The following is a 24,012-nucleotide window of genomic DNA, read 5'->3' as shown; positions in this document are numbered from 1 at the left end:
CATAGAGCGGTCAGGTTCCCGCCAATGAGACGAGAGACCCAGGCTACGGCGCGATTCATGCCCGCGGACGTCGTCGGGAACTGCTTGGCAGCGATTTGCTCGCCGGTGGCTGCAGTCAGGACCGCGAAACTGTGGTTGCGGGCATGGGTATCCACTCCGATGACGAACGGGCGAGTATGCGCGACGATGGCCATGGCGGTTCGTATTTCCTTCCAGGTCAGGACTGATGACGTGGCCGCTACGGGCCGGCGCAAGCCTGGATGGAAGTCACTTCGGGGCAATACTGTGATGAGTCACGACCTCGCCGAGAGGACGAGGGCGGACAGTCTTCTGATCAAGCCATCGGAGTGGGCCGGGCGAGCGCCGGCCACCCCACGCCGGAGCCGGACATGTCCATCGAAACGCACCCGATGGGGGCGAATAGTTGTAAGAGCCACGGCCTCGGCGCGGAAGCAGCACGACGCTCACCCTGCCAGCCAGTTCCAGACCAGCCGCTCAAAGACTCACAGTAGTTGTAGTGGTGGTTCCAGACTCTGATCGCTTCGCGGCGCTGGTTCTCCGATTCGTAGCGGCGGGCGTAGAGGCACTCGTCGCTCATCAGCCGCTGGTAGCGCTCGATCTTCCCGTTGTGCCGGGGCGTGTAGGCCCGGGTGCGCTGGTGCCGGCCGATGAACGCGCTGGTCGAACGGTTGAACGCCTTCCCGGTGTAGTTCGCGCCGTTGTCCGTGACCAGGCGCGTGATCCGGGTGATGCCGTGAGCTGCGAAGAACACTCGGGCGCGGTGGAAGAACCCGATGGTCGTCGCGGCTTTCTCGTCCTCCAGGGCCTCGGTATAGGCCAGGCGGGAGAACCCGTCCTGCATGGAGTGGAGGTAGGTGTAGCCGACCTTCTGCTTGTGGGCACGCTTGCTGGCCAGGGCCTTCTCGCTGCCGCGGCCATGGGCCCACCAGCCGCCGCCCTCGGGGATCTTCCCGACCTTCTTCACGTCCATGTGGACCATGTGACCCGGGTAGCGGGCGATGATCTTTCCGGGCTTGCGGAGGTCCGCCCCGTCGGGAGTGATGTCGCGGATCTGGTTCAGGCCCAGGCGGTCCAGCCAGCGCGTCACCGTGCGCACGCAGCACCGGAAACCCCGGCCATCGGCGAGCTCCCGGGCGATTCTGTGCGCGGACCACTTATTGGTCCGTCGCCAGTGCTCGATCAACTCCACCACCCACGCAGGCAGCCGGGAGGGGCGGTTGGCCGGAGCACTGGAGTGGTCCACGAGGCCGGCGCTGCCGCGGTCACGGTAGCGGGCTACCCACTTCGACAAAGTGGCCCGAGCGATGTGGAACTCGGCCGCGACGTGAGCGATCGGGCGTCCGCGCTCGAGCACCTCGGTGACAGCTCGCTGTCTTCCAAGGACGGTCAGCGGGGCATTACGGTGGGTCATGGAACGGGTCTCCTCCCAGCAGATGAATGGCTTCAGCACCACCCATCGTGCCGGTCAGGGACCCGTTCCTTCATCCCCGCACGGTGACTACAACGTCACGACCCGCAACAGCTAGCGCCCGTTGGGGCCGGGACCTTAATAGCTCAAAAGCGGCTGCCCGGGCCGCGGGCGTGATTTCGGGGGTTCCTGCTAATGGCGGCGCCGCACGCAACTGCGAGCAGCAGGACGGGCAGGCTCGGCCGTTCTTCGATCGCGGACGAGAGCGTGTCCGACGAGAGCCGCGCAGCCGGCACCGAGCGACCGGTCGACCGGTCGACCCCATGCTCCCGCAGTGAATCACTTGCCAAATACCCCCGGGGGGTATAAAACTGAGGGGAGCAACGACAGTTTCCGCCGCTGCTGCACCCTCTGATGCGAGGAGTACCTCATGAGCCCCGAGACACTTCGACCCCTGCCGATGGCTTCCACCGGTTGTTCCTGCTGCGCCACCGCCCCGGTGGAGGACCGCGCCGCTGCTGAGGCGACTGCGACGTCCGCGGCCGAGACCACGACGTATCCGGTGCGGGGCATGACCTGTGGTCACTGCGCCGACAGCGTGACCACGGCAATCACCGTTCTCGAGGGCGTGGAGGAAGTACGGATCGACCTGGCGCCCGGTGGGATCTCCACCGTGACCGTGGCCGGAGCTGCCGCACCGGCCGCCGTCCGCGCCGCCGTCGCGGAGGCCGGCTACACCGTGGCCGACGCCTGACCCACCCCGGCAACACCCAGCCCCGTCCGGGGCCTTGCGGAAGGGACACCATGAGCACCCCCCACCACCACCGCCACGACCACCCGGTTACCCCCGAACCCGACCACGCCGGGCACGACATGGCCCAGCACTGGCATCACCGCGGCACGGGCCCACACGGCCCGGCGGACGCTCCGCCGGGCGGGGACCGTCATGGCAGCTACGATGCCGAGCAGATGGCGCACGAGGGGCATGCCCTGCCGACCGCCACGCACACCGGCCATGACATGACCGGGCACGGTGAGCACGACATGGCGGGCCACGAGCACCACGACCCGCACGCGGGGCACGACATGTCGGGTCACGGGGGCCATGCGGGTCATGGTGATCACGTGGGGATGTTCCGTCGGCTGTTCTGGATCATGCTCGTCCTTGCTATCCCGACGGTACTGCTGAACGGGATGTTCGCTGACCTGCTCGGCTATGCGCTGCCGGACGCGGCCTGGGTGCCGTGGGTCTCGCCGGTCCTGGGCACGGTCATGTACCTGTGGGGCGGTCGACCGTTCCTGACCGGAGCGATCGAGGAGATCCGGGACCGCAAGCCCGGCATGATGCTCCTGATCGGGATGGCGATCACGGTCGCCTTCGTTTCCTCGCTCGGCGCCAGCCTCGGACTGCTCTCCCACGAGCTCGATTTCTGGTGGGAGCTCGCCCTCCTGATCGTGATCATGCTGCTGGGCCACTGGCTCGAGATGCGCTCCCTCGCGCAGACCTCCTCCGCGCTGGATTCCCTGGCCGCGCTCCTGCCCGACCAGGCCGAGAAGATCGAGGGCGAGGACATCGTCGCGGTTTCCCCGGCCGAGCTGCAGCTCGGAGACGTCGTGATCGTGCGACCCGGTGGCCGGGTCCCGGCCGACGGGGAAGTCATCGATGGTGGCGCCGACGTCGACGAGTCGATGATCACCGGCGAGTCCAGCCCCGTGCGTCGCGAGATCGGTGATCAGGTCGTCGCCGGCACGGTGGCCACGGACAACGCGCTGCGCGTGCGCGTCACCGCGATCGGTGAGGACACCGCCCTGTCGGGTATCCAGCGCCTGGTCGCCAACGCCCAATCCTCCACGACCCGGGCCCAGCTGCTCGCGGACAGAGCCGCCGGCTGGCTGTTCTGGTACGCGCTGATCGCGGCGATCGTCACCGCGATCGTGTGGACAGTCGTCGGGGTGCCCGAGAGTGCACTGGTCCGCGCGATCACCGTTCTGGTCATCGCCTGCCCTCACGCGCTGGGTCTGGCGATCCCGCTGGTGGTGTCCATCTCGACCGAGCGGGCCGCGAAGGGCGGCGTCCTGGTCAAGGAGCGTGCCGCCCTGGAGCGGATGCGCACCATCGACACCGTCCTGTTCGACAAGACGGGCACGCTGACCAAGGGCGAGCCCGCCCTGAACCACGTCACCACCGTCGGCACCCTGGGCGAGGACGAGCTGCTCGCGCTGGCCGCCGCGGCCGAAGCCGACAGCGAGCACCCGCTCGCCCGGGCGATCGCCGCCGCCGCCGACGACCGCCGGCTCGACGTGCCGCGCGCCACCGAGTTCCAGTCCACCACCGCGGTCGGCGTCAGCGCGACCGTGGACGGGCGCACCGTCCAGGTCGGCGGACCCAACCTGCTGGCCGAGCACGGTCACCAGCCGCTGCCGGCGACCGGGTCGTGGTCGGCCGACGGAGCGATCGTCCTCCACGTCTTGGTCGATGGGCAGATCGCAGGTGGGATCGGCTTGGCCGATGAGGTCCGTCAGGAATCCCGTGAGGCCGTCGACGCCCTGCATGAGCTGGGAATCCGCGTCGTCATGATCACGGGCGATGCGCAGCCCGTTGCCCGCGCCGTGGCCGGCGAGCTCGGTATCGACCAGGTCTTCGCCCAGGTGCGCCCGGAGCACAAGAGCGAGAAGGTCCTCGAGCTCCAGCGCGACGGACGAGCCGTGGCGATGGTCGGCGACGGCGTCAACGATGCCCCCGCCCTCGCGCAGGCCGACGTCGGCATCGCGATCGGTGCCGGCACCGACGTCGCGATCGCCTCCGCCGGCGTGATCCTGGCCTCCGACGATCCCCGCTCGGTACTCTCGGTGATCCAGCTCTCCCGTGCCAGTTACCGCAAGATGAAGCAGAACCTGTGGTGGGCTGCCGGGTACAACATCGCCGCCGTTCCGCTGGCCGCCGGTGTCCTGGCGCCGATCGGATTTGTACTGCCCATGTCGGTCGGCGCCATCCTGATGTCGTTGTCCACTGTCGTTGTGGCTTTGAATGCGCAGATGCTGCGCCGACTGGATCTGACCCCTGCCAAGAGCGCGGCGCGCCTGGCCGGCCGCGAGAGCTCGACCTCGGTGTCGACGACCCAGTCTTCGAGCCGCGCGGGCTCGGCCAGCTCCCGGTCGGACTCGAGCAGGACCTCCACGGCGCCCAGGAACGGAGATCAGACTGGAGCCCATGAGGAGTGAATCGGCTCGAGCTGCAGCGACGGTTCTCGTTGTCGAAGACGAAGTCGCGCTCTCGGACGTCGTGCAGGCATACCTCGTGAAGGCCGGCTACGCCACGGGGAGCGCGCGAAGCGGTCCGGAGGCGGTGGAGGTAGCCCGCGCCTTGTCACCGGACGTGATCATCCTCGATCTCGGCCTGCCTGGCCTCGATGGCTTGGAGGTGATGCGGAGGATCCGCGCCTTCTCCGACTGCTACGTGCTGATCACGACGGCGCGATCAGAGGAGGTTGATCGCCTGGTGGGCCTGTCGGTGGGTGCGGATGACTACCTCACCAAACCGTTCAGCGTGCGTGAACTTGTCGCCCGGGTCCAGGCCGTGCTGCGGCGGCCCCGCGGCGAGCCCGGGACCGCTCCTTCGGGCACCGTGCGCGCATTCGGAGAGCTTGAGCTCGATACGGCCGCCCAGGAGGTGCGGCTCGCTGGCCAACCAGTCCCGCTGACCCCCACCGAAAGGGGACTGCTTATGACCCTGGCCCGTCGGCCGGGCCAGGTCTTCAGCCGCCACCAGCTGATGGAAGCCGTCTGGGGTGATACCTGGATCGGAGATGACCATCTCGTCGATGTGCATATTGCCAACCTGCGACGAAAACTGGACGAGACAGCGGGTTCGGCACGGTATGTCACCACGGTCCGCGGTATCGGGTACCGGATGGGGAAGGGGTGAGGGCGTGACTGATCCCCGCTCATCGGCCAGAACGATCCGCCCCGGCACGAGCCTCGCCTCACGTTTGATGATCGGCCAGCTCATCGTGCTGTGTGCTGGCGCCGTCAGCATCACCGCTCTGACGGTGATGATCGGACCCGCCGTCTTCCACTATCACCTGCTCCAGACTGCTCTTCCGGTGGGCAGCGCTGAGATTCTGCATATCGAGCGCGCCTACCGTGACGCCCTCGCCCTCGCCCTGGGGGCCGGACTGGTGGTCTCCCTCCTAGCGGCAGGCCTGGTCACCTGGAGACTGGCGCGACGACTCCGGCAGACACTCCACCGCCTCACCCTGGCCGTGGACGAACTCTCCCGAGGCCACTACTCCACTCGGGTGCCCGCCCTCGGTGCGGGAACCGAGCTGGACTCTCTGGCCGCCACGCTCAACGACATGGCTGCACGCCTAGATGCCGTCGAAGAGAATCGCCGCCGGCTGCTCTCTGACCTCGCCCACGAGCTACGTACTCCCATTGCTACTCTCTCGGCACATCACGAGGCGATGGCTGATGGTGTCATCGAGCCGGAGGCGGCCATGCCCATCCTTGCCGGTCAGACCATACGCCTGTCCCGGCTGGCCGACGACATCAGCGAGGTGTCCCGTGCCGAAGAGGGACAGCTCCCGGTGGAGCTGCGGCCCACGTCGGTCCGCGACCTGCTGGACTCAACACTCCAGGAATGGGAGGAGAGGTTCGAGGCAGCGGGTGTGGCATTGCGACGAGATTTCGTTATGCGCCGCTCCCCGATCATTCACGCCGACCCGGACCGCCTCGCCCAGGTACTCGGAAACCTCCTGAGCAATGCCCTGCGGCACACCTCGCCCGGGGGCGCCGTCACTCTCTCAGCGCTCACCACCGGCGACGTGGTGGAGATCGCGGTGTCCGACGACGGTGAGGGTTTCACCGCGCGTGACCAGGCGCGGCTGTTCGAACGCTTCTTCCGCGCCGACAGCGCTCGCACCCGCGAAAACTCCGGCTCGGGAATCGGCTTGACGATCAGTCGCGCACTCGTGGATGCGCACGGCGGGACCATGGCTGCCGCCAGTGAGGGGCCCGGGCGGGGAGCCGTCTTCACCATCCGGCTTCCTCGAGCGACCGTTGAACGCTGATCCTCGAGAGCAGCACCCTTAGACGATCGTGGTGAAGGTGCCGATCTGGACCTGCAGTAGCGCCATCCACTGCTCCCACACCCCGGAGACCAGCAGCAGCCCGATGGTGATCAGGACGGACCCGCCGACGATCTGGAGCGTGCGGCGATGCCGGGACAGCACTCTGGAGATTCCTAGGGCGCGCCGGAACACGAGGGCGAAGAGGATGAACGGGATCCCGAGCCCGATCGCGTAGCCGAAGGCGAGGAGGGCGCCGCGGCTGGCGGATGCCTCCCCGAGGCTGAGTGCGGCGACTGCGGCGAACGTCGGGCCGATGCACGGGGTCCAGGAGAAGCCGAACGTGATCCCGAGCAGCGGGGCGCCGGCGAGTCCGGCATCGGGGCGCTTCCGGATCCGTTTCTCACCGGAGAGGCGGGGGAAGATTCCCACGAACACCAGGCCCATGAGGATCACCAGCACTCCGGAGATCCGATTGATCGCGCTGGTGTACTGGATCACCAATGACCCGAGTGCACCGACGAATCCGCCGATGACCAGGAATACCGCAGTGAACCCGGCGACGAACAGCACAGCGCCGGTGACCAGGCGCCATGGCCGTTCCCCGGGATCGCCGGTGCGGGGCGGCCCGGCGCTTCCTCCGGTGAGCCCGGTGATGTATCCGAGGTAGCCGGGGACCACCGGCAGCACGCACGGCGAGAGGAACGCGACCAGACCGGCCACCATCGACAGCAGCAGAGCAACCGCCAGGGGCCCACTCAGCACGGTGGTGGCGAACAGTTCACCCATCAGGCGGCCTCCGCTAGCACGGCATCCAAGAGGCTCTCTAGGGTGCTCTGATCGGCTGCGCCCGCGATCCGGGCGGCTACTCGTCCTTCAGCATCGAGGATCAAAGTCGTGGGGACGGCGTTGGGCGAGACGCTGCCGTCCATGGACGCGATCACCGCCCCGTCGGTGTCGGGGATCGAGGGGTAGGTGATGCCGAAGGTCTCCTCGAACGCGGCGGCTGGCCCGGCCTTGTCGCGCGTGTTCACGCCCACGAATTCCACTCCCAGGGCGCTGTACTCGGAGTGCACGGCCTTCAGCGCCGGTGCTTCGACCCGGCACGGCGGACACGACGCATACCAGACGTTGATCAGCAAGGGTGCACCGCGCAGCGCCGTGGAGTCGAAGTCGTCGCCGTCGTAGGTGGTTCCCCGAATCTCCAGAGGATCGGCGCGTCCCTCCGGGGGGATCTCGACGACGACACCATCGCCGGAGACGTACCCGGCGTTCGCCTCGCTCGCGGCGTCCGAAGAACTGCTGCACGCCGCAAGAAGGGGCGCGAGGACGAGCAGGCTCCCGCCCAGTCGGAGCGTGGTCCGACGACTCAGGCGTGGTGTCACGCTCCGCCCAGTTGGGCCGACCACCGAATGCCAGAAGGCGGACCGGGTGCTTCGCCTGCTCACGTCAGCTGGAGACTGGTCAGACAGGTCAGATCATCCTCCGCCTGGGTCGAGATGGACGCGGTCCCTGTGACGTCCTCGAGGGCGCACGTGAGCTCGGCGGTGATCCCGCGCGGCAACCAGAAACCGACGAACCCGTTGTCGTGCGTGGTGCGAGTGCCCTCCTCAAGGACCTCGCCCGAGCTGCTGTCGACCACGCTCACGGTGAGCTCGCGGCTGCGCAGTTCTCCGCGGCACGTGGTCAGGCTGTGGAAGGCGCACTCGTGGGTGGTCTCGACGAACGGGGCCACCGACAAGTAGAACTGGTCCTCGGGAAGGGGCAGCTCGGCCTCGCGCCCTGCATCGTCTTGGAGCTGCAGAGACGTCGCGGTGACGCTGGCGATCAGATCCTGCGGTCGCTCAGCCACCGGGAGCGCCTCGAGCCGGTCGATGATCTCGTGCGCGTCCGCGTCGGCGAAGCCATGTTCCTGAAGCAACTCCTGATCACCCGTGATGGATGCGGGCTCGGACCCGCCGGCCCCGCAACCGGCGACCACGAGCGGGAACAGGCCGGCACCGAGCACGAGCGATCGGCGCGGCAACCGGCCGGTGCGACGACGGGGCCTACCCCCGGAGGAGGCGAGCGCACCTCGAGGGCTCGACGGGGAGGTCATCACGCAGGCTCGATCTCGCTCTCGACGACCCACTTGTGGTTCGTCATCATCATCCCGTCGGCTTCGTAATCGACCATGTACACGGTCTCCTCGGTGGCACTGTCGATGGTGGCCTCAGCACCCTCCATCCCGGTCATGTGATCGGCGGTGATGACCACTTCGGTGCCCTCTGCCAGCGGTGCCTCGCCCGGGTTCTCGAGCTCCTCGTGAACGACCCACTTGTGGTCAGTGACCGGCTCACCGCCATCGGTCGGCGTGAAGCTGACCGAGTAGGTCGTGGTGTCGAAGGCGCCCGAGATCGTCGCCGTCGCCCCCTCCATGCCCTCCATGTGGTCCGCCGTGAGCGTCACCTCCGTGCCGACCGGGAACTCGGGATCCTCCGCAGACGCCATACCTTCGGGCGCAGGGCCGCCATCCATCGGGTGCTCCATGCCGCCGTGGCTGCCTCCATCGGACGCCTCCGACGCTTCTGACTCGCCCGGCGTCTGACCCTCCTCAGACCCGCTGTCGGTGCAGCCGGCAAACACAATCGCACCGGTGACGACGACGGCCGCGAGACGGCCGAGAGAGCGACGAGAACGCATGATTTCTCCTAGTCAGAGGACACTTGGCACCAGCCTATGACCCCTAGATCAAGGTCTCCTCAAGGTCAGATCTTGACTTCTTGAGCACAACGTTGGCCAGTCATTCCGCATTGCCTCCAAACGAGTGGTCTATCCGCTTCCGTCCTTCGGGGGGCGATGGCTAGGGTCGTCAGGACGGGCCGGCATCCGCCGGTCCGTCCGGAACGAGAAGGAGCAGGATCATGACCCATCACGTCGCATCAATGCTTCAGACCTACCCGAAGGACCTCGGCACCATCGACCAGCAGAAGCTCGCCGAATGCATCGAGGCCTGCTTCGAGTGCGCCCAGACCTGCACCGCCTGCGCGGACGCCTGCCTGGCCGAAGACATGGTGGCGGAGCTGACCCAGTGCATCCGCCTGAACCAGGACTGCGCCGACGTCTGCGAGACGACCGGCCGGGTCCTGTCCCGTCAGACGGGCAATAACGTCGCCCTCAACCGTGCACTGCTCGAGGCATGTCAGGCGGCGTGCCGCTCCTGCGCCGAGGAGTGCGAGAAGCACGCCGGCATGCACGAGCACTGCAAGGTCTGCGCCGACGCCTGCCGACGCTGCGAGCAGGCCTGTGCAGAGCTGTTGGCCTCGATCAGCTGACACCGCTGCCTCTGCACGTAGAGGGAGCCCCGACCGTTGGTCGAGGCTCCCTCTGCGCGGGCGTTGCGACCTGCGGTCAGCGGAAGGTGACGAAGGTCGGCGAACCCCAGATGGTGCGCTCGCTGACGGAGCCCTTGCTGTTGCCGGCGTCGATCACCGTGTTGCCGCCCGCGTAGATCCCGAGGTGGCCGGGCCACACCACGAGGTCGCCGGGCTGGGCCTCGGACTTCGAGATCGTGGTGCCGGCCGCGACCTGCTGCGACGAGGTGCGGGGCAGGTCGATGCCGGCCTGCGCGTACGCGTACGAGGTCAGCCCCGAGCAGTCGAAGCTGACACCCGGCTTGGAGGTCCCCCACGAGTACGAGACCCCGACCTGGCTGCGCGCGGCGTCGACGATCGTCTGCTGAGAATTCGTCGCAGAGTGCGCCGGAGCCGGAGCAGACGTTCCGCCGGTAGAGATCGAAGCGCCCCCGCCGTTCAGTGCACCGCGGGTCTGCGGGCCCACGACCCCGTCGATCTTCAGGTCGTGCGAGCGCTGGAAGTCCTTCACGGCCCCATGGGTGAGCCGACCGAACTTGCCGTCCACGGACAGTGAGGCACCGTGCTCGTTCAGTGCCGTCTGGAGCTGCTCCACGGCAGAACCATGGGAACCCCACCGCAGCTTCTCGGCCCCCAACGCAGACGTCGCATGTGCAGGGGCCGGCGTCGCCGGCGCGGCAGCCTGTGCAGTAACGGCAGGTGCAGCGGGCAACGCGGCAGGGGCGGCCTGTGCGGGGCCCGCGAGCAGCGCGGATCCGAGGACGACCGTGCCGAGCACAGCGGCACCGCCCGTGCCCCGCAGAGCCCGACCAGCGATCCCTACGGGCGTGACTGCTCGGCCGACGGCCCGATGGGTGTTGTTCTGGGACATGGTTCTGCTCCTTAAGTTCCCCTCCTCGAGACGGGAGGGAGTCGATGACTTCGTCAGTGCCACAGCGACAGCGGAGCGAGCAACGAGGCGACGGCTCATGTCGTGGGCGGCGAGATCAACCTACGGCCCTGACCAGCCCCACAGAACAACGATGGGAGGGTCCACCGAAGGATTTAGCCGATCCTTGACTCCACAGCCGTGCATACCCCCGGGGGGTAGGGATCGCCTTTGCCTTCGTTGGGCAGACTGTGGCTTAGGTGGAGCACGACGCCTCACGGGTCGGCGATCCCGACGTCAGCGCGCCAAGGCGTAGCTTTCCTCCTGGCGGGCTGCGGAGATCACCGGCACGGGCGTCTCGTGCTGGCCCTCACCCCTGTAGGGAGCGGTGCGCTGCCCTCGGCGACTTCGGCGACTTCGGCGGCGAGGACCGGGCCGACTAGGTCCAGACATCGAAGAGCACGCGAGGAAGCAGCGCGATGAGAATCGCGAGCGCCACGGCGGTGTTTCAGATCATGCTCCGGCGGCCGGCGGCCGCGGCGGGTAAGGGCGAGTGCGTCGAGGGTCGACCGCATGCCATGATTCGGCTCATGGCAGTTGCTTCGTTGGGGTGAAGCGCCCTGGGTTCCGTTCCGAGTCTCAGCAAGGAGAATCGGAGCATGCCCAAGAAGTTCAGTCCAGAGCTGCGTGACCGTGCCGTGCGTATGGTCTACGACCGTCAGGCCCGCGAGGGTGGTCCCCGTGCAGCATCGATCCGTGCGGTCGCCCCGCAGCTCGGTGTCGGCGAGGAGACGCTGCGGATCTGGTGCAACCGCTACGGCCCCACCGAACCAGCCGGCCCGGGAGAGCCGCTCGAGGAGGAGAACCGCCGGCTCCGGCGAGAACTCGCCGAGGCGAGACGCGCGAACGAGATCCTGAAAGCCGCCTCGGCGTTTTTCGCAGCGGAACTCGACCGCCCCACGACGAAATGATCGCGTTCATCGACATGCATCGCGATCAGTTCGGGGTCGAGGCCATCTGCCGCATCCTCGGTGCGACAGAATGTGGGTTCATCACCTCCCGCGGATACCGCGCCTCCAAGAACAGGAATGCTTCCGCGCGCAGCGTTCGGGACGAGATCCTCATAGAGGAGGTGCAGCGGATTCACCAGGAAAACTACAGCGTCTACGGGGTCCGGAAGATGTGGCACGCCATGCAGCACGCGGGATGGGACGTCGGCCGAGACCAGGTCGCGAGGCTGATGAAGATCGCAGGCCTCCAGGGCGTTCGCCGAGGCCGCAAGCCCGTCACCACCCACCCCGAAGCCGGAGACGATCAGCGTCCCGACCTCGTGGAACGGAGGTTCGTTGCGGACCGGCCGCAGCAGCTCTGGGTTGCCGATATTACCTATGTCCGGATACTCACCGGATTCTGCTACGTCGCGTTCATCACCGATGTCTTCAGTCGGAGAATCGTCGGTTGGGCGGTCGCACCCACCCTCCACACGGAGCAGCTGCCATTGCTCGCACTGGAACACGCGCTCCTCGCCACCGGGGTGAGCCGGAATGTGAGCGGATTGATTCACCACTCCGATCGGGGCAGTCAATACGTCTCTCTCGCCTACTCAGACGCTCTTCTCGCCGCAGGTGTGAAAGCGTCTGTCGGCACCGTCGGCGATAGCTACGATAATGCTCTGGCAGAGACGGTGAATGGCCTCTACAAGGCGGAGCTGATCTACTCCAAGCGGATCTGGGAGTCGGTCAGCGAGGTCGAGCTTGCCACGATGGGATGGGTCCACTGGTGGAACACGGCCCGGCTCCACGAAGCTCTCGACTACCGCACCCCAGCGAGCGTCGAAGCGTCCTACACTCACCCCACGACGACCGCGCCCGCGACCGTCTAACCACGGAACGAAACCCAGGACGCTTCACGCTTGCGGTGCACTACTGTGTGGCTCTCAAAAGACCCCCGTCCCCGAGGAGCGAGATGACCGCCTCTAGCCCTGCCGCCCATGCTGTTCCGCTGCCTGCCCGCCGCCCGGTGCTGGCCGACGCGATCCTGCCCCGCGCCACCGTGCTCACCGACCTGGCGCTCGTGCTCGCCGGCGCGGTGCTGGTCGCGCTGCTCGCGCAGGTCACGATCCCGCTGCCGATCGTGCCGATCACGGGGCAGACCCTCGGGGTTCTCGTCGTCGGGGCCGCGCTCGGAGCACGCCGGGGCGCCGCGGCACTGACGACCTACATGGGTGCGGGACTCGCCGGGCTGCCGGTGTTCGCCGGGTTCACCGGCACCATTGCTGCGGTGGCCACGCCCAGCTTCGGCTTCATCCTCGGGTTCATCCCCGCCGCGTTCATCGCGGGCTGGTTCGCCGAGCGGGCCTGGGACCGCCGCCCCTGGCTGGCGATGATCGGCTTCGTCGCCGCCAGCATCGTCCCGTTCCTGGTGGGGGTTCCCTACATGGCCTACGTCCTCAACGTCGTGATGGGCGCCGGCTACGACCTCGCCGGGATCCTCGCGGTCGGTGTCACCCCGTTCATCGCCGGGGGACTGGTCAAGGCCGCGATCGCCGCACTGGTGATCCCTGCCGCCTGGCGTGGGGTGCGTGCCCTGGACTCGCGCCGCTGAGGCAGACTGGGGGGATGGCAGAGACCTCAGATCCCCGCGTCGCCGTCTACCTCGACTTCGACAACATCGTCATGTCCTGGTACGACCGGGTGCACGGGCGCAACGCTTACAGCCGTGACCGCCAGCGGATCGCGCAGGACATCACCGATCCCGAGATCGCGGAGAAACTGGCCGCGGCCACGGTGGACGTGGGCGCGATCATCGACTACGCCGCCTCGTTCGGCTCCCTGATGCTCACCCGCGCCTATGCGGACTGGTCCTCGCCGCTGAACGCCGACTACCGCACCCAGCTGGTGGCGCGTGCGGTGGACCTGGTGCAGCTGTTCCCTGCCGCGGCGTACGCCAAGAACGGTGCCGACATCCGCCTCGCGGTGGACACCGTGGAGGACATGTTCCGCATCCCCGACCTCACCCACGTGGTGATCGTGGGCGGCGATTCCGACTACGTGCCCCTCGCGCAGCGCTGCCGCCGCCTGGGCCGGTACGTGATCGGGATGGGCGTCACCGGCTCCACCGCCAAGTCCCTGGCCGCCGCCTGCGACGAGTTCGAGGCCTACGACCAGCTGCCCGGTGTCACCCGGCCCGACAGTGCTGACAGCAGCCGCTCGCGCGGCGGCCGCGGCTCCGGGAAGGGCAAGGGCAGGAGCACCAAGAACTCCTCGGGCACCAGCGACGAGCACACCGATCCGGTCGATGAGCCCAGCGGAGCCGTGGTGGACCCGGAGGAGACCGCGGAGGATCCGCAGGAGACGGCCTCCCGTCTGCTGCAGCGGGCCCTCCAGCTGGGCGATCGCGGGGACGGGGACTGGCTGCACAGCTCCGCGGTGAAGACCCACATGCGCCGCATGGATCCCTCCTTCAGCGAGAAGGCCCTGGGCTACAAGTCCTTCAGCGACTTCCTGAAGGCGAACTCCGACATCGCCCAGCTGGAGGAGACCGGACACGAACGGCTGGTCCGCTCCACCGAGTGACTGCGAACATGTGCCCGGCCTGCGGGTACATGTGCAGCTGCGCGCTGGGGGTTGGCCTCCTGGATCTGCTGGCCCGCTCATTCTTCGACCATAGGAAACAGGCCGGCCCGATGCCCGTGAGAGCAGTCGTGACCTGCCCCCGACGGCGCTCAGCGGACGGCGTCACTCCTTCCAGGTGCCGATGACCTCCTCCAGCGGGACCAGCTCGGCCTGGCGGTCCTCCACCAGCTGGTCCAGCACCATTTCGCGGTGGTCGGGTCGCTCATCGCCGATCGCGTCGGGCACGATCGCGGCCCGGATGTTGTTGGCGTAGGCGTCCCGGGCGGTCTGGGCGATGCACGCGTGGGTGGACACCCCCGCGATCACCACCCGGTCCACGCCGAGATTGTGCACTCGCAGCAGCAGATCCGTGCCGAACCAAGCGCTGTCTCGCGTCTTCTCCAGCCGCGTGGTGCGCTCGGTGTCCAGCTCGTGGATCACCTCCGTGCCCGGGTCGCCTGAGAACAGGTAGCCCTGCTCGTCCTCCAGCATGGACAGGGTCCAAGTGGAGCGGTCCCGGCTGTGCACGGTGGTGATGACGAACACGGGCACGCCTGCCCCATCCGCGGCCTGGCGCAGCCGGTTGGCGGCCTCGGCCACCACGGCCCGGCGCTCCTTCAGCTCCGGGGTCTCGAAGAACGATTCCTGCAGGTCCACCAGCAGCAGTGCGTCCCGGTGCTCGGTGGGGGATGCGGTCACCAGGAATCAGCCCTTCTTCGGCTCCAGAACCACCTTGATGCAGCCGTCCTGCTTCTTCTGGAACATCTCGTAGGCCGCCGGTGCCTGCGACAGCGGCAGCCGGTGGGTGACCAGATCGCCGGTTCCCAGCGGATCGGCCGAATCCTCCACCAGGTGCAGGAGCTCGTCGGTCCAGGAGCGCACGTTGCACTGGCCCATCCGCAGCTGCAGCTGCTTGTCGAACATGGTCAGCAATGGCATGGGGCTGGCCGCGCCCCCGTACACGCCGCTGAGGGACACCGTGCCCCCGCGGCGCACCAGCTCGATGGCGGTGTGCAGAGCCTGCAGGCGATCCAGTCCGGCGTGCTGCATCATCGGCCGCGCCACCGCGTCCGGAAGCAGCGCGGTGGCGCGATGGGCGAGGCCGGCCACGGGGCTGCCGTGCGCCTCCATCCCCACCGCATCGACCACGGCGTCGGGCCCCCGACCGGACGTGGACTCCCGGATGGCCTCGATGCCGTCCTTGCCCATGTCGAACACCTCCACCCCATGGCGGGAGGCCATCTCGCGGCGCTCGGGCACGGGATCGATGGCGACCACTCGTGAGCCCAGGTGCAGGCCGATGCGCGCGCAGAACTGGCCCACCGGCCCCAGGCCCAGCACCGCGAGGGTGCCGCCAGCGGGGACGTCGGCGTACTTCACGGCCTGCCAGGCGGTGGGAAGGATGTCGCTGAGGAACAGGTAGCGCTCGTCGGGCAGCTCGGTGCCCACCTTCACCAGCCCGTAGTCCGCGTGGGGGACGCGCAGGAACTGGGCCTGCCCACCGGGCACCTGCCCGTACAGCTTGGAGTAGCCCAGCAGGGCCGCCCCGGAGCCGTACTCGGTGACCTGGGTGGTCTCGCACTGGGACTGCAGGCCCGCGGTGCACATCGCGCAGTGCCCGCAGGAGATGGTGAAGGGGACCACCACCCGGTCGCCGGCCCGCACGTGGGTGACCTCGGATCCGGTCTCCACCACGATCCCCATGGGTTCGTGGCCGATCACGTCTCCCTCGCTCATGAAGGGACCCAGCACCTCGTACAGGTGCAGATCAGAGCCGCAGATGGCGGTGGAGGTCACCTCGATCACCGCATCGGTGGGCTGCTGGATGCCGGGATCCGGCACCTCCTCGACACTGACCTTCCGAGTTCCCTGCCAGGTGACTGCCTTCATGATCCGGCCTCCGTTTTGGTGTGCGGGTGCCGATCCGATTCCGGATCCGGCTGCCCGAGCGTGCCCTCCACCTTAACGAGGGGGGATGCTCAGTCCCTGAGCGTCGACCGAAAGGTCTGGGAGGACGGCAGTTCTCTGCAGGGCACCACCACCACGTCGTCCACCTTCCAGTCCAGCTCGCACACCCGGCGGTGCAGCGCCTCCAGCTGCTCCAGCTGCGGAGCAATACCCGCGTGCGGCGCCACGAACAGCTCGACGTGCAACACGTGGCCCAGGTCCCTCACGCGAGCCGACGCATCGGCGACCCAGGGCTCTGCGAGCGCCCGCTGCTCCACCTCCAGGGTCAGCGGGTGCGGCTCGGAGCCATCGACCGTGCGGGCCTCGGTGTCGGTGAGCCCCGCGATGGCGGACCACAGGTTGTGCACGCCGTCCTTGATGATCGAGACCGACACGATGATCGCAGCCACGGCGTCGGCCCACCACCAGCCGATGCCGATCCCCAGCACGCCCACCACGGTGGCGATCGCGGTGCGCCAGTCGGCGCTGCCCATGTCGCCGTCGGCGCTGAGCACCTTGTCGTGCAGGTCCTCGGCGAGCCTCTTCTTCAGACGCCCCAGCACCACGGGCCCGGGGCTGGTGACCACCATGACCGCGATCATCAGCCACCCCGTCCAGATCGGCTGTCCGAAGATCACCATCAGCCCCACCGGAGGCCGCTCCACCCGGATCAGACCCATCGCGGAACTGATCGCGAGATAGCTGCCCATGCCCAGCAGGGCCAGAGCCGCCACCAGGTGCGCCACGCCGATCGCCCGATGGTGGCCGTATGGGTGCGATCGGCTCGAGGGGCGGCGGATGAACCGGGTGGCGACCAGGAAGGCGACCGGCGGCAGCAGGGACAGGGCATCCTCCGCCCAGGCGGCGCGCATGGCCTGGGACTGGCCGGCCACCAGCCCCACCAGCACCACGGTGGCGCTCACCCACGCGATCGTGATCCATTCCAGGCGGATCGCACGGCGCAGGGTCTCGCGCTGCTGCTCGCCCATCGCATGGTGCCCCTGGGCTGCGCCGTGCGCGCCTGTTCCGCCCGGGTCCGTGTGCTGTGCCATCAGATCTCGCCCGCCGCTCGGGCCAGGAACAGCTCCAGGTCGACCATCAGGGCGTTCTCCCCGGGCCGAACGCCCATCACCACCTTCGCGGTCGAACCGTCGGGCCGCTCCAGGGTGGTGTAGGGGCGGGTGAAGGCGATGGTGCTGGTCCAGGGGGCATCGGCGGTGAACCCGCCGATCACCACGTCGAGGTCACCGTTTTTCATCGCCTCGGACAGCACACTCTCCGGTCCCGCGGTCCACTCGATCCGGGCGTCGATGCCGGCGGCGTACTGCTGAATAAGATCGACCTCCTCCCCGCTGACATCTCCGTTCTCCCCGACGACGGTGAAAGGGGGATGCTCGCTGACGCCCACCCGCAGCACGCCACCGGTCGCACGGTCCAGGGTGCCCTGGGAATCCCGGGGCATCGAGCCCAGGCACCCAGTGGTGACCAGGAGCATCACGATCAGTGCTGCTGCCGCGGCGACGGTGCGGCGAAGCCGTGCGCGTCGGGGCCCGACAAGAGGCCCGGGGTGCATGGCCGGCTCACGAGTCGGAAGGTGACTGGCGGGGGAGAACGGCGCTGTCGCTGATGCGACCGATGGCCACGAGGACATGCCGGCCACCCTACTCCGCGGGGGTCCAAGGTCAGCCCCGCGGTCCCGACCCTCCGGTCCGGTGATGCGGCGGGTTCGGGGACGCGGCGGGTTCGGGGACGCGGCGGGTTCGGGGACGCGGCGGGTTCGGGGACGCGGCGTGCTCCGCCTGGTGCATCGCGTCGGTCACGAGCCGTGCGGCATGGTCGTTGGTCAACCGGTAGAACACGCGGTTGCCCTCCTGATGGCACTCCACCATCGCCGTCATCCGCAGCTTCGCCAGGTGCTGGGACACCGCGGGCACGGGCTTGCCGACGGCCTCGCCGAGCGCCCCCACGGGCATCTCACCCTCGCGCAGCGCAGCTGTACGGCGGATCTGGAGGAAGTGCAAGTCTTCTCAGTGCTGCTGCAGGGCCGTCCCTGCTCCCTATCCTCTCCGGCAGGGTCGGTGACGAACGGAGGGACGCCTGTGAGGCGCCGGCGACAGTTCCGGGCTGGAAAGGGCATTCCCGTCCCGCACATCGCCAAGCATGACAAATCGGATGGCGCGGCCGAGCTGTCACAGCGAACGCCCGCCCCATCCATGAGAGGAGGGGCGGGCGTCAGGCACGGCGCGCCGGGCGGAGATCCAGTGCGGCGGCTCCGGTCACGGGGAGGGCATGCCGCCGTTGACGTTGAGGGTCTCGCCCAACACGTAGCTGGATTCCGAGGAGGTCAGGAACACATAGGCCGGGGCCAGCTCGGTGGGCTGGCCGGCGCGGCCCAGGGGTGTGCTCTTGCCGAACTCGGGAAGGGCCTCCTTGGGTTGGCCGTCGCTGACCTGCAGCGGCGTCCAGATCGGTCCCGGTGCCACGGCGTTGACACGGATGCCCTTGGGGGCGAGCTGCTGGGCCAGCCCCTTGGTGAAGTTGTTGATCGCGGCCTTGGTGGAGGCGTAGTGGACCAGGGTGGGGGAGGGCTCGTACGCCTGGATCGAGGTGGAGTTCACGATCGTGGAGCCCGCCGGCAGGTGCTTCAGGGCGGCCTTGGTGATACGGAAGATGGCGTGGATGTTGACCTCGTAGGTGGTGGTCCACTGCTCGTCGTCCAGCTCCGCCAGGTCCTCCAGGGCGATCTGCTTGCCGGCGTTGTTCACCAGGGCGTCCAGGCCGCCCAGCTCACGCACGGCGTCCTCCACCACCTGGGTGCAGAAGTCCTTCTTGCTCAGGTCACCGGGCAGCAGGACGGCCTTGCGGCCGGTCTCCTCGATGACCTTCTTGACGTGCTGGGCGTCCTCCTCCTCGGCGGGCAGGTAGGACAGGGCCACGTCCGCACCCTCGCGAGCGAAGGCGATGGCCACGGCCGCGCCGATGCCGGAGTCCGCACCCGTGATCAGGGCCTTGCGGCCCTCGAGGCGGCCAGTGCCGCGGTAGGAGTCCTCGCCGCGGTCGCTCTGCGGCTCGAGCTCGGCATCCAGGCCGGGCTCGGGCTGGTCCTGCTTCGGTGGGGTGATCTCGGGGAATCGGGTGACGGGGTTGCAGAAGACGAGCTGGTCCTTGGCGGTCATGCCGGTCCTTTCGACGGTGGCAGGATGCCTTCACCGTAGGCGTACGAGCCACCGGCCCGGAAGAGGGGAGCCGACCGACAGGTCGCAAGGAGGGCGCGGACGGGCCGTTCGACGGGCAGCAGGATGTGTCGGGAGCAGGCCCGCAGGGAGCGGGCCCGCCGGGTGCGTGTGCGCCCACAGCGGGCTCACCGCCGGTGTCCTCAGCAGCGGGGGCTCAGAAGCGGGCGCTCAGCCGCGGGGGCTCAGCACCACGGGGACATGGCTCCACCCGCCGGTGGGCGCCAAGGACCTGAGGCCCACGGTCTCGGCCGGCGTGACGTCGGCTGCGGCCAGCAGTTCCTGCAGCAGCACCACCAGCTCCAGCGTGGCCAGGGGGCGGCCCGGGCACACGTGCTTGCCGATGCCCCACACCAGGTTGTGCGGCGCATTGCCCTCGGGGTCGAAGCGGTCCGGATCCGCGAACACCCTCTCGTCGCGGTTGGCGGAGGTCCAGTGGATGATCAGCCTCTCGCCCTCCTCGATCCGGTTGCCCGCGAGGGTGACCGGGCAGGTGGCCCTGCGGCGGTTCTGCACGAACGGGTCGTCGATCCGCAGCAGCTCGTCCACGATCGCGCAGGCCTCCGCGTAGCTGCCCACCCGCAGTCGCTCTGCGACCGGCGGCATGGTGGTCAGAGCGGACAGCAACACCCCGGCGCACAGCGCGATCGAGCCCAGGTCGCCTCCGGTCCAGTTGCGCAGGATCGAGACGATCTCCTCGTCCCGCAGTGGGCGCTCGCCGGCCGGCTCGCCGTCCTCGGAGGAGACGGTGACCCGCTGACGCATCAACCGGGTGGTGACATCCTCGGGTGCGTCATCGCCGAGCTCCCGTCGCGGCGCGAGCACCGAGTCGATGATGGCGTCGAAGCGCTGTGCCACCTCGGCGGTGCGGGCCAGTTCGCCCGAACGGGTGGCCTCGCGGTTGTCCATCATCCACTGCAGCAGCTCGCCCTCGAGCTGGGCAGGCCATCCCAGCCAGGCGGTCTGCGCACGTACGGCGAACACGGCTCCGATCGCGGAGACGGCATCGATCTCGGTGCCGGCGGGGCCCACGTCGGCGATCAGCTCGCCCACCAGGTCGTGGGCGATCCGACGCAGCGCTGGTTCGAAGGCGGCCATCTCCTCGGGACCGAAGAATGGATCGGTGGCCACGCGCACCGCGGTGTGCTCGGCACCGTCCAGGCCGTTGGGGACCTGCAGGAAGCGGGAGACGGCCGAGGAGAACGCCTCGTGATCGCGCGCCACCTCGACGGCCTCCGCATGCCCCAGCACCATCCAGTGGCCGTCGGGGGTGCGGGCCAGGGGGCCCTCGGCGCGCTGTTCGTCGGTGGCCGAGCGGGGCTCGACGCCGGTGGGGTCGTAGAGGGGGATGCTCATGCGCTCAAGCCTAGGGGCGCTGCATCTGCTGCGGAGGCGATGTGTCCGGTGGGACCGCCGCTGGGATCGCCGCATCCGGCTGTCCGGGCGGGGGCGGGAGGGGCCTGCGCAGGCGGCCGCCGAGCAGGTGCATCACGGCGGCGATGGAGACGAACGCGACCAGCACCACCGCGGTGGTCAGCAGCACCTGCGTCCAGGAGGAGGCCGTGGGATCAAGGAACTCGTACGGGTACCAGCCCGTGATCCCGCCCCGCACCCAGGTGAACACCAGGAACAGCACCGGGTACAGCAGCCACCACAGGATCCGCACCGCGCGCGGGCGGTGCGTGCGCGGGGTCAACATCCAGTCCAGCAGTGCCGCCACCGGCGCCAGGCGGTGCAGCACGATGCCGGTCCAGCCGATGTCCCAGCGGGTGAGCTCCTCCAGTGGCGCGACCAGCAGTGCGTAGATGATCCCGGTCATCACCAGGTAGAACGCCACTGCCCCGCGGGCGTCCTCGAACCACGGCGGCCTGCGCCCCCGCAGCAGCAGCCCGGTGGCCACCAGCAGCACGAAGGCGAGGTTGGACTGGTTGGTGAAGTAGGAGAGGTTCTGCGCGAGCAGGCCGTCCTGCCAGGCGGTGACCGCGTTGGACACCAGTGCGGTCAGGACCGCCAGCGCGACCACCAGCCGTGTCGCGGCCGCGGTCGTGCTCATGAATCCTTGGGCCAGTCGTCCCGCACGTCCTCGCCGCCCTCCACCACGTCCTCGGGGCCGGGCGCGTGGTCGGTCCAGGAGTCCTGGGGGCGGTACCCCAGCTCCAGGGTCGTGTTGGTCATGGACCAGCGGCGGTTGGGGTTGTCGGAGATCGCGTAGTACAGACCGAAGGTCACCTCGGCCTCGATCGCCCGGCGCACCACCTGCTCGCAATCGCCGGGGCTCAGCCACATGGCGTGCAGGATGTCCTCGTCCGCGCTGAACGGGTCCTCGCTCATCCACCCGATGCGCAGCGCGATGAAGTCCAGCCCGTGCTCGTCGTGGTAGAAGCGCCCCAGGGCCTCGCCGAAGATCTTGGAGACCCCGTAGAGGGAGTCGCCGCGGGGGAGCTGATCGGGGTACACCGGCCACTGCTCATGCCGGTCGTACATGCCCATCGCGTGGTTGGAGGAGGCGAAGACGACTCGCCTCACGCCGGACTCCCGCGCGGCCTCGAGCACATTGCGCAGGCCGATGATGTTGGCCTCCAGCACGGAGTCCCAGTCCGATTCGGGGGAGGCGGAGCCGGCCATGTGCACCACGGTGTCCACGCCGTCCATCAGGCCCAGCACCTCGTCGTAGTTGCCGAGGTCCGCGCGTTGGAGCACTTTCTCCTGCTCCTCGTTCTTGGGGGTGCGACCGTGCTGGACGATGTCGTAGTCACCGGCCAGCACCTCGGACAGGTGCAAACCGATCCCGCCGGTGGCGCCGGTGATGAGGACTCGCTTCTTCGTCGACGTGTTCATGGCCCCATTATGGGTGGCGGCGGCACCGCGGGGCCCGTCGGTCCCCACACATCTGTTCGGTCGGGGCCGGGACTGCAGGGCGGACGTGGTGCGCAGGCGCGGGGCAGCGGTGCTCTACTGCGCACGAACGCCCGGCAACGACCGGGCGGTCGTGCACGCGGCAGCAGTGCCGTAGCAGCCGTGCCGCGGCAGCCGTGCCGCAACAGTTGTGCCGCAGCAGCTGGCCGCGGGAGCTCGGTCCTGTCGGACGGCCGCGGAAGCTCAGTCCTACCAGACGGCCGCGGCGTCGGCCCGATCGTGCTTCGGTCTCAGTCCCCGTCGGACGACCCGGGCAGAGGGAGCCTCGCTGTGCCCTTCCACGATCGCCACGCCCAGATCGTCATCACGATCACCACGACCCAGGCGATGGCGACCACCGCCCCCATCGCGACGGTGGGCTGGCCCAGGAACGCGCCGATCGCCACCAGGGACACCTGGCCCGGGATCGACGCGACCAGGGAGGCGACCGCGAACACCTGGAACGGCACGCCCAGGGCCCCGGCCGCGTAGTTGATCGGCCAGTACGGCATGCCCGGCAGCACGCGCAGCGTGAACACGGCCTCGAAGCCGGCGTCCTCCAGCCGCTCCTCGAGGGTCTTGCGGCGGGATCCCAGCAGCTGCAGTACGGTCTCCCTGCCCAAACCGCGTGCGATCGCATAGCCGGCGAGGCTTCCCAGCATCGCTCCGATCACCGAGAGCACGCTGCCGATCGTCACCCCGAACAGCAGGCCTCCGGCCAGTGCCATGACGGTCACCGGGATTGGGGTGAGGGCCACCCCCGCGTAGACCAGGATGAACACGGCCCAGCTCCAGAAGCCGAAGTCGTCGATCCGGTCGCGCAGAGCGTCCATGCCCGGCAGGCGCACGGTCAGTGCCAGCCAGATCATCACCAGTGCGACGATCACCAGGCCGATGGTCCGGATGACGGGGAAGCCGTCGTCGGTGCGCGAGGAGTCAGGGGGGTGGGACACCGCGCAAGGATAGTCGGCGCTCCGGAGCGCTGCGCCATGCCCATGTGAGGGACAGCGGATGACAGCAGGCCACTGCCGGATCGAGGCGGTCATCGGCCCGCCACGATGCCGGGGACCTCGCCGAGCAAAAGATAAACGCCCTGTCACCAGGGCGTTCTCTGGGGTGATCGACGGGATTTGAACCCGCGACCGCCTGGACCACAACCAGGAGCTCTACCAACTGAGCTACGACCACCATGTGCAGTCATCGACCGCAACGAGAGACAAGCATACCGTCTCTGCGGGTCTGGATCAGGCCTGGTGGGCCACCTGTTCGTGTGAGACGCGTTGCATCGACGGGACGATGCTGACCAAGGGGTTCGGAGCCGCAGCCCACGCGGTGAGAGCCGATCAGGAGCGGGTGTCGGGCCGGTGATGGGGATCAGTCTCCTCGGCGCTCCCGTCGAAGCTGATCACCAGGAAACTGAGGGCGGTCACCAGGAACGGCAGGCCTGCGTTGTTGCCACCGATCATCATGCCCACGCCCACCATGCCGAACACCGCAGCGATCAGCGCATACGGGTTGGACAGCAGCGAGGCGGGACCGTGTCCAGACCGATCGGGCCGGCCGTCGGAGTCGTCGTGCAGGGGTGCCATGTTCATGGCCTCCACGCT

24 protein-coding genes, 1 tRNA gene, 2 pseudogenes and 1 other annotated feature are annotated in these 24,012 nt (G+C 68.5%); of the genes and pseudogenes, 8 read left to right on the top strand and 19 right to left on the bottom strand.

Going from position 1 to position 24,012, the window contains the following annotated elements:
- Positions 1-194 (bottom strand): annotated as a pseudogene (locus tag M4D54_RS01665) (IS110 family transposase); the annotation flags it as partial.
- A 296-nt stretch (positions 195-490) separates the two neighbouring features.
- Positions 491-1,432, bottom strand: a pseudogene (locus tag M4D54_RS01660) (IS481 family transposase); the annotation flags it as partial.
- A gap of 427 nt (positions 1,433-1,859) precedes the next feature.
- On the opposite strand from M4D54_RS01660, the gene M4D54_RS01655 reads away from it, so the two are divergent.
- The 4 genes from M4D54_RS01655 (at position 1,860) to M4D54_RS01640 (ending at position 6,498) form a co-directional block, all read left to right on the top strand.
- Complete coding sequence (locus M4D54_RS01655) at positions 1,860-2,183, top strand: cation transporter (RefSeq protein ID WP_017824292.1); 324 nt, start codon at positions 1,860-1,862, stop codon at positions 2,181-2,183.
- Positions 2,184-2,233: 50 nt separating this feature from the next.
- Positions 2,234-4,651 (top strand): heavy metal translocating P-type ATPase, encoded by a 2,418-nt coding sequence (locus M4D54_RS01650; RefSeq protein ID WP_259889858.1) that lies wholly within the window; start codon positions 2,234-2,236, stop codon positions 4,649-4,651.
- Positions 4,641-5,354, top strand: coding sequence for a response regulator transcription factor (locus M4D54_RS01645; protein ID WP_259889855.1), 714 nt, complete (start codon positions 4,641-4,643; stop codon positions 5,352-5,354). Before M4D54_RS01650 ends, M4D54_RS01645 begins: the two co-directional genes overlap by 11 nt.
- A 67-nt stretch (positions 5,355-5,421) precedes the next feature.
- Positions 5,422-6,498 carry a cell wall metabolism sensor histidine kinase WalK gene (locus tag M4D54_RS01640; RefSeq protein WP_193864753.1) on the top strand — a complete coding sequence of 359 codons (1,077 nt, stop codon included), beginning with the start codon at positions 5,422-5,424 and terminating at the stop codon, positions 6,496-6,498.
- 18 nt (positions 6,499-6,516) lie between these two features.
- On the opposite strand, the gene M4D54_RS01635 is transcribed toward M4D54_RS01640, so the two are convergent.
- The 4 genes from M4D54_RS01635 to M4D54_RS01620 form a co-directional block, all read right to left on the bottom strand.
- Positions 6,517-7,284: a cytochrome c biogenesis CcdA family protein gene (locus tag M4D54_RS01635; RefSeq protein WP_259889846.1), complete on the bottom strand. Its 768-nt coding sequence runs from the start codon at positions 7,282-7,284 to the stop codon at positions 6,517-6,519.
- Positions 7,284-7,880, bottom strand: coding sequence for a TlpA disulfide reductase family protein (locus M4D54_RS01630; protein WP_259792588.1), 597 nt, complete (start codon positions 7,878-7,880; stop codon positions 7,284-7,286). The genes M4D54_RS01635 and M4D54_RS01630 overlap by 1 nt, the downstream gene beginning before the upstream one ends.
- A gap of 59 nt (positions 7,881-7,939) precedes the next feature.
- Positions 7,940-8,416, bottom strand: coding sequence for a CueP family metal-binding protein (locus M4D54_RS01625; protein ID WP_259889844.1), 477 nt, complete (start codon positions 8,414-8,416; stop codon positions 7,940-7,942).
- A 176-nt stretch (positions 8,417-8,592) separates the two neighbouring features.
- A complete protein-coding gene (locus M4D54_RS01620; RefSeq protein WP_126988720.1) occupies positions 8,593-9,177 on the bottom strand; it encodes a YdhK family protein in 585 nt (194 codons plus the stop codon).
- A gap of 221 nt (positions 9,178-9,398) precedes the next feature.
- On the opposite strand from M4D54_RS01620, the gene M4D54_RS01615 reads away from it, so the two are divergent.
- Positions 9,399-9,809: a four-helix bundle copper-binding protein gene (locus tag M4D54_RS01615; RefSeq protein WP_193864755.1), complete on the top strand. Its 411-nt coding sequence runs from the start codon at positions 9,399-9,401 to the stop codon at positions 9,807-9,809.
- 76 nt (positions 9,810-9,885) lie between these two features.
- On the opposite strand, the gene M4D54_RS01610 is transcribed toward M4D54_RS01615, so the two are convergent.
- Positions 9,886-10,443 (bottom strand): NlpC/P60 family protein, encoded by a 558-nt coding sequence (locus tag M4D54_RS01610; protein ID WP_311199655.1) that lies wholly within the window; start codon positions 10,441-10,443, stop codon positions 9,886-9,888.
- A 932-nt stretch (positions 10,444-11,375) separates the two neighbouring features.
- Between M4D54_RS01610 and M4D54_RS01605 the strand changes: the two genes are divergently transcribed.
- The 3 genes from M4D54_RS01605 to M4D54_RS01595 all read left to right on the top strand — a co-directional run bounded on the left by M4D54_RS01605 (position 11,376) and on the right by M4D54_RS01595 (position 14,291).
- Positions 11,376-12,598 (top strand): IS3 family transposase gene (locus tag M4D54_RS01605; RefSeq protein WP_259889832.1). Its coding sequence is split into 2 segments (ribosomal slippage): positions 11,376-11,655 and positions 11,655-12,598, totalling 1,224 coding nucleotides; the frame shifts between segments, so codons are not numbered across the junction.
- Positions 11,645-11,747 (top strand) — a sequence feature (AL1L pseudoknot). (Overlaps the previous gene by 103 nt.)
- A gap of 83 nt (positions 12,599-12,681) precedes the next feature.
- Positions 12,682-13,320 carry a biotin transporter BioY gene (locus M4D54_RS01600; protein ID WP_193864758.1) on the top strand — a complete coding sequence of 213 codons (639 nt, stop codon included), beginning with the start codon at positions 12,682-12,684 and terminating at the stop codon, positions 13,318-13,320.
- 14 nt (positions 13,321-13,334) lie between these two features.
- Entirely contained in the window at positions 13,335-14,291 is a 957-nt protein-coding gene (locus M4D54_RS01595) for an NYN domain-containing protein (protein ID WP_193864759.1), read from the top strand.
- A 162-nt stretch (positions 14,292-14,453) separates the two neighbouring features.
- On the opposite strand, the gene M4D54_RS01590 is transcribed toward M4D54_RS01595, so the two are convergent.
- From M4D54_RS01590 to M4D54_RS01535, 12 genes are all read right to left on the bottom strand, one after another.
- Positions 14,454-15,029, bottom strand: a complete 576-nt coding sequence (locus M4D54_RS01590; RefSeq protein WP_193864760.1) for a cysteine hydrolase family protein — start codon at positions 15,027-15,029, stop codon at positions 14,454-14,456.
- A 6-nt stretch (positions 15,030-15,035) separates the two neighbouring features.
- Positions 15,036-16,220, bottom strand: a complete 1,185-nt coding sequence (locus tag M4D54_RS01585; protein WP_193864761.1) for a zinc-dependent alcohol dehydrogenase — start codon at positions 16,218-16,220, stop codon at positions 15,036-15,038.
- A gap of 89 nt (positions 16,221-16,309) precedes the next feature.
- Positions 16,310-17,329 carry a cation transporter gene (locus tag M4D54_RS01580; RefSeq protein WP_193864762.1) on the bottom strand — a complete coding sequence of 340 codons (1,020 nt, stop codon included), beginning with the start codon at positions 17,327-17,329 and terminating at the stop codon, positions 16,310-16,312.
- Entirely contained in the window at positions 17,329-17,739 is a 411-nt protein-coding gene (locus M4D54_RS01575; protein WP_259889828.1) for an ABC transporter substrate-binding protein, read from the bottom strand. Before M4D54_RS01575 ends, M4D54_RS01580 begins: the two co-directional genes overlap by 1 nt.
- A gap of 220 nt (positions 17,740-17,959) precedes the next feature.
- Positions 17,960-18,298 (bottom strand): metalloregulator ArsR/SmtB family transcription factor, encoded by a 339-nt coding sequence (locus M4D54_RS01570; RefSeq protein WP_259889826.1) that lies wholly within the window; start codon positions 18,296-18,298, stop codon positions 17,960-17,962.
- Between the two features lie 255 nt (positions 18,299-18,553).
- Positions 18,554-19,453, bottom strand: coding sequence for an SDR family oxidoreductase (locus M4D54_RS01565; protein WP_228018481.1), 900 nt, complete (start codon positions 19,451-19,453; stop codon positions 18,554-18,556).
- A gap of 228 nt (positions 19,454-19,681) precedes the next feature.
- Positions 19,682-20,866 carry a cytochrome P450 gene (locus tag M4D54_RS01560; protein WP_193864911.1) on the bottom strand — a complete coding sequence of 395 codons (1,185 nt, stop codon included), beginning with the start codon at positions 20,864-20,866 and terminating at the stop codon, positions 19,682-19,684.
- Between the two features lie 10 nt (positions 20,867-20,876).
- A complete protein-coding gene (locus M4D54_RS01555; protein ID WP_259889824.1) occupies positions 20,877-21,563 on the bottom strand; it encodes a Pr6Pr family membrane protein in 687 nt (228 codons plus the stop codon).
- A complete protein-coding gene (locus tag M4D54_RS01550; RefSeq protein ID WP_193864764.1) occupies positions 21,560-22,348 on the bottom strand; it encodes an NAD(P)-dependent oxidoreductase in 789 nt (262 codons plus the stop codon). The genes M4D54_RS01555 and M4D54_RS01550 overlap by 4 nt, the downstream gene beginning before the upstream one ends.
- 308 nt (positions 22,349-22,656) lie before the next feature.
- Positions 22,657-23,358, bottom strand: a complete 702-nt coding sequence (locus tag M4D54_RS01545) for a TVP38/TMEM64 family protein (protein WP_193864765.1) — start codon at positions 23,356-23,358, stop codon at positions 22,657-22,659.
- A gap of 159 nt (positions 23,359-23,517) precedes the next feature.
- Positions 23,518-23,593: transfer RNA gene (locus M4D54_RS01540), tRNA-His, on the bottom strand.
- Positions 23,594-23,748: 155 nt separating this feature from the next.
- Positions 23,749-24,000 (bottom strand): hypothetical protein, encoded by a 252-nt coding sequence (locus M4D54_RS01535; RefSeq protein WP_193864766.1) that lies wholly within the window; start codon positions 23,998-24,000, stop codon positions 23,749-23,751.
- Between the last annotated feature and the right edge of the window lie 12 nt (positions 24,001-24,012).

Source organism: Brachybacterium sp. p3-SID1565, from assembly GCF_025143785.1.
In the GTDB taxonomy this organism is placed as follows: domain Bacteria; phylum Actinomycetota; class Actinomycetes; order Actinomycetales; family Dermabacteraceae; genus Brachybacterium; species Brachybacterium epidermidis.
The sequence above is the reverse complement of the archived record's forward strand: the minus strand, read 5'-3'. Positions and strand labels throughout refer to the sequence as shown.